Origin of the sequence: Frateuria sp., assembly GCF_035944355.1 — a bacterium.
Lineage (GTDB): Bacteria > Pseudomonadota > Gammaproteobacteria > Xanthomonadales > Rhodanobacteraceae > Frateuria_A.
The window spans coordinates 347,649-355,439 of sequence record NZ_DASZBH010000008.1 but is presented as its reverse complement, the minus strand read 5'-3'; the positions used below and the strand labels follow the sequence as shown (position 1 = coordinate 355,439).

Annotated in this window: 8 protein-coding genes; 4 read left to right on the top strand and 4 right to left on the bottom strand. The window is 69.2% G+C overall.

What is annotated here, in order from left to right; translation table 11 throughout:
• Positions 1-216 precede the first annotated feature (216 nt).
• From rpmA to VGU03_RS06400, 3 genes are all read right to left on the bottom strand, one after another.
• On the bottom strand, positions 217-474 hold the full coding sequence (gene rpmA / locus VGU03_RS06410) for a 50S ribosomal protein L27 (protein WP_327479507.1): 258 nt from the start codon (positions 472-474) through the stop codon (positions 217-219).
• A 23-nt stretch (positions 475-497) separates the two neighbouring features.
• Positions 498-812 carry a 50S ribosomal protein L21 gene (rplU, locus tag VGU03_RS06405; protein ID WP_327479506.1) on the bottom strand — a complete coding sequence of 105 codons (315 nt, stop codon included), beginning with the start codon at positions 810-812 and terminating at the stop codon, positions 498-500.
• 114 nt (positions 813-926) lie between these two features.
• Positions 927-1,505, bottom strand: a complete 579-nt coding sequence (locus VGU03_RS06400) for a DUF2059 domain-containing protein (RefSeq protein ID WP_327479504.1) — start codon at positions 1,503-1,505, stop codon at positions 927-929.
• A gap of 130 nt (positions 1,506-1,635) precedes the next feature.
• Between VGU03_RS06400 and uvrA the strand changes: the two genes are divergently transcribed.
• The 3 genes from uvrA to VGU03_RS06385 are packed head-to-tail and all read left to right on the top strand — an operon-like array spanning position 1,636 to position 5,670.
• Entirely contained in the window at positions 1,636-4,572 is a 2,937-nt protein-coding gene (uvrA, locus tag VGU03_RS06395) for an excinuclease ABC subunit UvrA (RefSeq protein ID WP_327479502.1), read from the top strand.
• Positions 4,569-5,033 carry a thioesterase family protein gene (locus tag VGU03_RS06390; protein ID WP_327479500.1) on the top strand — a complete coding sequence of 155 codons (465 nt, stop codon included), beginning with the start codon at positions 4,569-4,571 and terminating at the stop codon, positions 5,031-5,033. The genes uvrA and VGU03_RS06390 overlap by 4 nt, the downstream gene beginning before the upstream one ends.
• A gap of 7 nt (positions 5,034-5,040) precedes the next feature.
• On the top strand, positions 5,041-5,670 hold the full coding sequence (locus tag VGU03_RS06385) for an AraC family transcriptional regulator (RefSeq protein WP_327479498.1): 630 nt from the start codon (positions 5,041-5,043) through the stop codon (positions 5,668-5,670).
• Here VGU03_RS06385 and VGU03_RS06380 read toward each other — a convergent pair.
• Positions 5,656-6,171: a GNAT family N-acetyltransferase gene (locus VGU03_RS06380; protein ID WP_327479496.1), complete on the bottom strand. Its 516-nt coding sequence runs from the start codon at positions 6,169-6,171 to the stop codon at positions 5,656-5,658. The two genes, VGU03_RS06385 and VGU03_RS06380, sit on opposite strands and share 15 nt — an antisense overlap.
• 137 nt (positions 6,172-6,308) lie before the next feature.
• Between VGU03_RS06380 and VGU03_RS06375 the strand changes: the two genes are divergently transcribed.
• A complete protein-coding gene (locus VGU03_RS06375) occupies positions 6,309-7,745 on the top strand; it encodes a DUF4139 domain-containing protein (protein ID WP_327479494.1) in 1,437 nt (478 codons plus the stop codon).
• Positions 7,746-7,791: the final 46 nt, after the last annotated feature.

The window sequence follows — 7,791 nt, the reverse complement described above, 5'->3', positions numbered from 1 at the left end:
GGAACGGGGAACGGGGAACGGGGAACGGGGAACGGGGAACGGGGAACGGGGAACGGGGAACGGGGAACGGGGAACGGGGAACAGGCAACAGGGAGAGCGTCAGGTTCAAGGTTAACCGGGAAGCTGCATGTTCCCCGTTCCCTGTTCCCCGTTTCCTGCCTCACAAAAAGCAAAAGCCCCGCCGGAGCGGGGCTTTCACAGCGGTGCAAAGGCTGCTTAGCCCTTGACCACGCTGACGAACTTGCGGTTGTTCTCGCCGCGGGTCTTGAATTCGACCACGCCGTCGGTCAGCGCGAACAGGGTGTGGTCACGGCCCAGACCCACGCCGACGCCGGCATGGAACTTGGTGCCGCGCTGGCGGACGATGATGTTGCCGGCCTCGATGGCCTGGCCGCCGTACACCTTCACGCCCAGGTACTTCGGGTTCGAGTCGCGACCGTTGCGGGACGAACCTACGCCTTTTTTGTGTGCCATGACTTAAATCCTCCGGCTCTGTATCAGGCGTTGATGCCCGTGATCTCGACTTCGGTGAAATGCTGCCGGTGCCCCATCTGCTTCTTGTGGTGCTTGCGGCGGCGGAACTTGATGATGCGCACCTTGTCGGCACGGCCGTGGCGGCGCACGGTGGCCGAAACGGTGGCGCCGGCAACGGTCGGCGCGCCGACGTTGACCGAATCGCCCGAGCCGACCAGCAGCACCTGGTCGAAGCTCACGTTGGCGCCTTCCTCGGCATCCAGCAGCTCCACGCGCAGCACGTCGCCCTGCTGGACGCGGTACTGCTTGCCGCCGGTCTTGATGACTGCATAACTCATGGGAATGTCCCTTCTGTCGTTATTCTCTTGGGTTCCACCACGCGCGAACCGGCCGCGGTGAACGTCGGATTATAACGAGCCCGTCAACGCCTGGTCAATCTTTGAGCAGCCGGCTCAATGCCGGGCCGACGAGCTGCCGGCTGCTGGCACGGCCAGCTTGGTCCCCGGCCCGGCGGCCGACGCCGCCGGGCAGCGGCCCTGATCATCGATGCGGCCGCTCTTGTGCAGGTCGGACAGCATCGCCTGGGCCCGCTGGCGGCCCCATTCCTGGCCCAGTTGCATGCCTTCGGCCATGGTCGCGGGCATTTCGGTGACCACCTTCCGGCCCAGCGGCGAGCGGTAGAACTTGAGCAGGCCCTGGATGTCGGCCGCGCTGAAGTGCCGCTGGTAGATCGGCACCATGCGCTCGGTCAGCTCCCGCACGCCCTTGGCGTCGATGAAGCCCTGCCAGTAGCTGGCCGGCACGCACGGGACCTGCTGCTGCATCATGGCCGCCATCTGCGTGTTCATCTGGCCGAGCATGCGATCGACGCCGGACACCTCCATCAACTGGCGCACCTGGGCTTCGCTGGCTTCAGCCTGGGTAGCCGGCTTGTGGGTGGCCGCCTTGTGGTGCTTGTGGGTGGCCGCCACGGCGCTGCCGGCGCCTGCCGCCAGCAGCAGGCCCAGGCCCGCTCCGATCCATTTGCGCATGTGGTCTCCGCCGCTTCGCGGCCCTTCGTCCCGACAGTGCATTTAGCCACAGCGGCGCGAGCGGCGGAATCTCAATTTCTGATCCGGACAGGTTGCTATAGTGCCCGGTCTCCCCCATATCCCTGCGCGCATGGAAACCATACGCATCCGCGGCGCCCGCACGCACAACCTCAAGAACATCGACCTGGACCTGCCGCGCGATCGCCTGATCGTGATCACGGGCTTGTCCGGCTCGGGCAAATCCTCGCTCGCCTTCGACACGATCTACGCCGAAGGACAGCGCCGCTACGTCGAATCGCTCTCGGCCTACGCGCGCCAATTCCTTTCGATGATGGAGAAGCCGGACGTCGACCACATCGAGGGCCTCTCCCCGGCCATCTCGATCGAGCAGAAGTCGACCTCGCACAACCCGCGCTCGACCGTCGGCACGATCACCGAGGTCTACGATTACCTGCGCCTGCTCTACGCCCGCGTCGGCACGCCGCGCTGTCCGGACCACGCCATTGCGCTGGAGGCGCAGACGGTCAGCCAGATGGTCGACGCCACGCTGGCGCTGGACGCCGACAAGCGCTGGATGCTGCTCGCACCGGTGATCCGCGAGCGCAAGGGCGAGCACGTGCAGGTGTTCGACCAGCTGCGCGCGCAGGGTTTCGTGCGCGCCCGCGTCGACGGCGTGGTGTACGAGCTCGACGCCGTGCCGCCGCTGACCCTGCGCCAGAAGCACACCATCGAGGTGGTGATCGACCGCTTCCGCCCGCGCGAGGACCTCAAGCAGCGCCTGGCCGAGTCGTTCGAAACCGCGCTGCGACTGGGCGACGGACTCGCGATCGTGGTCGACATGGACGACGACCAGGCGCCCGAGCAGCTTTACTCCTCGCGCTACTCCTGCCCGGTCTGCGACTACTCGCTGCCGGAACTGGAGCCGCGCCTGTTCTCGTTCAACTCGCCGATCGGCGCCTGCCCCAGCTGCGACGGCCTGGGCGTGACCCAGGTGTTCGATCCCGCGCGCGTGGTCGGCCACCCGGAACTGCCGCTGTCCAACGGCGCGATCCGCGGCTGGGACCGGCGCAACCCGCACTATTTCCAGATGCTGCAGTCGCTGGCCGCGCACTACGGCTTCGACGCGGACACGCGCTGGCGCGACCTGCCGCCACACGTCCAGCAGGCGATCCTGTACGGCAGCGGCAAGGAAAAGATCGCCTTCCGTTACCTCACCGAGCGCGGCGGCCGGGTGACCCGCGAGCATGCGTTCGAGGGCATCCTTCCCAATCTCGAGCGGCGCTACAAGGAAACCGAATCGACCGCGGTGCGCGAGGAGCTGGCCAAGTACATCAGCGACCATCCCTGCCCCGGCTGCGAAGGCCAGCGCCTGAACCGCTCGGCGCGCAACGTGTTCGTCGCCGACCACGCGCTGCCGGCGCTGACCAACCGCTCGATCGACGATGCACTGGCTTTCTTCGACGGGCTCAAGCTCACCGGCTGGCGCGGCGACATCGCCGCCAAGATCGTCAAGGAGATCCGCGAGCGGCTGACCTTCCTCAACGACGTGGGCCTCAACTACCTCACGCTCGATCGCCAGGCCGACACGCTCTCCGGCGGCGAGGCCCAGCGCATCCGCCTGGCCAGCCAGATCGGCGCCGGCCTGGTCGGCGTGATGTACGTGCTGGACGAGCCCTCGATCGGCCTGCACCAGCGCGACAATGAGCGCCTGCTGGGCACGCTCACGCGCCTGCGCGACCTGGGCAACACGGTGATCGTGGTCGAGCACGACGAGGACGCCATCCGCATGGCCGACCACGTGCTCGACATCGGCCCCGGCGCCGGCGTGCACGGCGGCGAGGTGGTGGCGCAGGGCACGCTGAAGGACATCCTGGGTTCCGAGCGCTCGCTCACCGGCCTGTACCTGTCGGGCACCCGCAGCATCGAGGTGCCCACAGAGCGGCGCAAGCCGCTCGACGAGGCATCCTGGCTGCGCCTGAAGGGCGCGCGCGGCAACAACCTGAAGAACGTCGACCTGGCCATCCCGGCCAAGCTGTTCACCTGCGTCACCGGCGTGTCCGGCTCGGGCAAGTCCACGCTGATCAATGACACGCTGTTCCGCCTGGCGGCTTCCGAGCTCAACGGCGCCAGCGCGCAGCCGGCTCCGTTCGAATCCGTACAGGGCATGGACCTGTTCGACAAGGTGGTCGACATCGACCAGTCGCCGATCGGCCGTACGCCGCGCTCGAATCCGGCCACCTACACGGGCCTGTTCACGCCGCTGCGTGAACTGTTCGCGCAGGTGCCCGAGGCGCGCGCGCGCGGCTACACGCCGGGCCGCTTCAGCTTCAACGTGCGTGGCGGCCGCTGCGAGGCCTGTGAAGGCGACGGCATGATCAAGGTGGAGATGCACTTCCTCCCCGACGTGTATGTGCCCTGCGACGTCTGCCACGGCAAGCGCTACAACCGCGAGACGCTGGAGATCCATTACAAGGGCAACACGATCGCCGACGTGCTCGACATGACGGTGGAGGACGCGCTGAAGCTGTTCGAGAACGTGCCGACCATCGCGCGCAAGCTCGACACCCTGCGCGCCGTGGGCCTGGACTACATCAAGCTCGGCCAGAGCGCGACCACGCTGTCCGGCGGCGAGGCGCAACGCGTGAAGCTCTCCAAGGAGCTGTCCAAGCGCGACACCGGCCGCACGCTCTACATCCTGGACGAGCCCACCACCGGCCTGCACTTCCACGACATCGAGCAGCTGCTCGACGTGCTGCACCAGCTGGTCGACCAGGGCAACACCGTGGTGGTGATCGAACACAACCTGGACGTGATCAAGACCGCCGACTGGATCGTCGACCTCGGCCCCGAGGGCGGCGCCGGCGGCGGCCGGATCCTGGTCGCCGGCACGCCGGAGGAAGTGGCCGCCACATCCGAATCGCACACCGGGCGCTTCCTGCTGCCGCACCTGAAAGCCGTGGCGCCGGTGCAGGAGAAGCCCGCGGCCAAGCGTGCGAAGAACACGCTCAAGCATATCGCCTCGGCCGACAAGCACCGGCCCATGCCCCGCAAGAAGAAAACCCCATGAGCCCGCGCAAATCGACCAGGAAGACCCAGGCCGAAGCGCCGGCGGAGCAGCTTGCGCCGGCAGCGCCCGCGCCGCTTTTCACCGCGGCGATCGACGTGCGCTGGCGCGACCTGGACGCGTTCAACCACGTCAACAACTCCAACTACCTCACCTACCTGGAAGAGGCCCGGCTGCAGTGGCTCAGCCACGTGCCCGGCCCCTGGTTCGACGACCACGCCATGCCGGTCATGGCGGCCGTCCAGCTCAATTACCGCCGCCCGATCGAATGGCCGGCGCAGCTGCGCGTGGAGCTCTTCTGCGAGCGGCTGGGCACCAGCTCGATGACCATCGTCCACCGCATCCTCGACGCGGCAGACCACGAGCGCCTGTACGCCGACGGTCACGTGGTGATGGTCTGGATGGACCCGGCCAGCGGCAAGCCGGTGCCGCTGCCTGACGCGATCCGCGCCGCCGCCGCGTAACTGCGCCATGCGCGCCCCGGCCGCCCGCACTTCGTTCGCCGTCGTACCGTCCGCGGCCGGGCCCGTCGAAACGATTGCCGGAGCATGCCGCTGCTGGCGTTTCCGGCCGCATTTCCATGCGGGCGACGAGGTCGTCGACATCCACGCCGGGCGGGCACGCCTGCGCCTGCCGCAGAGCTTGCTGGAGGTCGCCGCCGGCGACACGGTCGTGGTGCCGGCCGGTACCGTCCACCGCTTCGAGCCGATCGATGGCAGCGGCTGGGCGTTCACGTCGCGCTTCGTGCCACCGGCCATGCGCGGGACGCCAACCGAACGGCCGCTCGGTGCGCGCGTGAAGGCCATGCTGCTCGAGCGGGCCACGCTGCACACCGACGTGGAGACGCTGGCGCGGGCCTGCGCGGTGTCCGTGGGCCACCTGGCCCGCACGTTCCGGCGCGAGACCGGCACCGGCCTGCACAACTTCCACGTCCTGCTCGCCCTGCACCGGGCCAAGGCGCTGTTGCGCGATCAGGCGGGGATCGCGGAAGCCGCGCTCGATGCGGGCTTCTATGACCAGGCACACCTCAACCGCGAATTCGTCCGCACCTTCGGCATGACGCCGGCGGCTTTCCGCGCCGGCTGGTCAGTCGCCGCCTAGTGCGCCGCCCGCCTCGGCGAGCTCCAGCGCCATGTAGGCCGTGCCCGGCACCGGGTTCTGGTAGTACGGCACGACCGGCTTGAAGCCGAGCGCGGCATAGAGCTGGCGTGCGGCCTGCATCGAGGGAAGCGTATCGAGCAGCATGCGCTCGTAGCCGGCACGGACGGCCCAGGCAATCACCGCCTCGGCAAGCTGGCGCCCCAGTGCGCGGCCGCGAGCCGTGGGCCGCACGTAGAGGCGCTTGATCTCGCATACCCCCGGCTGCGGCCTGGGCCGCAGCGCCACGCAGCCGACGGCGGCCCCCGACCCATCGCGCGCCAGCAGGATCACCCCGCGCGGCGGCGCGTACTTGCCCGGCAGCTGCGCCAGTTCGGCATCGACGTCCTGGAAGGACAGGTCCACGCCCACCTGGCCGATGTACTCGGCAAACAGCGCGCGCACGGTCGCGAGGTCGTCCGGCAGGCGGGCGGGGGCGATGTCGATGGCAAGGGACGCAGGCATGTGGGCAGCTCGAGGGTCGGGCCCCAAGATAGCCGCCGGCAAAGCCCGGCGCTTGGATGAATCGGACCTCGTGCGCCCTCGCCGGACGCTTCGCCCGAGCCTCTATGATCACCTGACCGCACAAAGGAGCTCCGCCCATGCCCCTGCCCGTCCGAAGCACCCTCGCCTGCGCCTGCCTCACGCTGCTGTGCGCCGCGCCGCTGGCCCGCGCGAGCGATGCCACGGAGCTGACGCTGTACCGCAGCGACAGTCCCGCGCTGTATGCCGCCTCCGGCGACGGCAGCGTCGGCGAGGGCTACGCCGTGGCGCGCGAACGGCGCACGCTGGCGCTGAAGTCCGGTTTGCAGGACCTCACGCTGGGCGACCTGCCGCTGTACCTGGACCCCGAGGCGATCGCCCTGGCCTTTCCCGCCGGCCAGGCCACGGTGGTTTCGCAGCGCCTGCTGCTGGGCCAGGGCAACGAGGCTGCGCTCACCGGCCTGGTCGGCCGCGAGGTGGACGTGCTCGGCGGCAGCGGCCAGTCGCTGGCCAACGGCACCCTGCTGCGCGCGGGCAATGGCTTGCTGGTCCGGAGCGCGCTCGGCACCACGCTGGTGCGCGACTATGCGGCGGTGCGCGCCTCCGGCGCCGAGTTCCCTACCGGCGCCAGCCTGCGCCTGCGAGTGGATGCGGCCAGGGCCGGCGAGGCGTCCGCCATCTTGAGCTACCCCACCGCCGGCCTAGGCTGGCGCGCCGCCTACGTGGCCACCCTCGAGCCTAAGCAGGCCTGCCGCATGCGGTTCGAGTCGCACGCCAGCATCGCCAACCGCAGCGGGCGCGACTGGAACGGCGTCACGCTCAAGCTGGTCGCCGGCGAGCCGCGCTTCGCCAAGCCTTCGGGCGCGCAGCCGATGATGGCGCGCGCCTTTTCGGCCAAGGCCGAAGGCGCCATGCCGGAGCAGTCCTCGCTGGCCGATTACCGCCTGTACACCTTGCCGCACACGGTCGACCTGCCTGACGGCAGCGTCAGCCAGGTGCCGCTGTATGCCGAGCGCAGTCTTGCTTGCGAGCGCACCGCGCTGTACGAGAACGGCAACCGCTGGACGCCGCCGCAACCGATGCTCGCGCCCGATTTCGATACCGGCGGCGGCAACGCCATCGAGAGCACGCTGCGCTTCACCGCCTTCGACAGCCTGCCCGCCGGTTTCCTGCGCGTGCTGGGCAGCGACGACGCCGGCACGCCGCAATTCCTCGGCGAGGGCCGTATCGACGACACGCCCAAGGGCAGCGACGCCTCGCTCACCCTGGGCACCGCGTTCGACCTGCGCGGCGAGCGCGAGCGCACGTCGTTCAAGCTGGACAAGGCCGCGCGCACGATGGACGAGGCCTTCCGCATCGTGCTCACCAACGCCGGCCCGTCCGCGCGCGTGGTGACCGTGCGCGAGCATCCCAGCCGCTGGCGGGAGTGGACGCTGGCGTCCTCTTCGATCAAACCCGCCAGGCAATCGCCGGACGTACTGGAGTTCAAGGTAAACGTGCCGGCCGGCGGCAAGGCCACGCTCGACTATGCGGTGCATTACCGCTGGACCGAATAGGCTGGGCCAGGACACGCCCCGCCACCGGGCGCCTTCCCCGCCAGCG

Bases quoted from the DNA above. Each gene is read 5' to 3' on its own strand.
- VGU03_RS06400 (WP_327479504.1), bottom strand. From the start codon at position 1,505: ATGCGCAAATGGATCGGAGCGGGCCTGGGCCTGCTGCTGGCGGCAGGC.
- rplU (WP_327479506.1), bottom strand. From the start codon at position 812: ATGAGTTATGCAGTCATCAAGACCGGCGGCAAGCAGTACCGCGTCCAG.
- VGU03_RS06375 (WP_327479494.1), top strand. From the start codon at position 6,309: ATGCCCCTGCCCGTCCGAAGCACCCTCGCCTGCGCCTGCCTCACGCTG.
- VGU03_RS06390 (WP_327479500.1), top strand. From the start codon at position 4,569: ATGAGCCCGCGCAAATCGACCAGGAAGACCCAGGCCGAAGCGCCGGCG.
- uvrA (WP_327479502.1), top strand. From the start codon at position 1,636: ATGGAAACCATACGCATCCGCGGCGCCCGCACGCACAACCTCAAGAAC.
- rpmA (WP_327479507.1), bottom strand. From the start codon at position 474: ATGGCACACAAAAAAGGCGTAGGTTCGTCCCGCAACGGTCGCGACTCG.
- VGU03_RS06385 (WP_327479498.1), top strand. From the start codon at position 5,041: ATGCGCGCCCCGGCCGCCCGCACTTCGTTCGCCGTCGTACCGTCCGCG.
- VGU03_RS06380 (WP_327479496.1), bottom strand. From the start codon at position 6,171: ATGCCTGCGTCCCTTGCCATCGACATCGCCCCCGCCCGCCTGCCGGAC.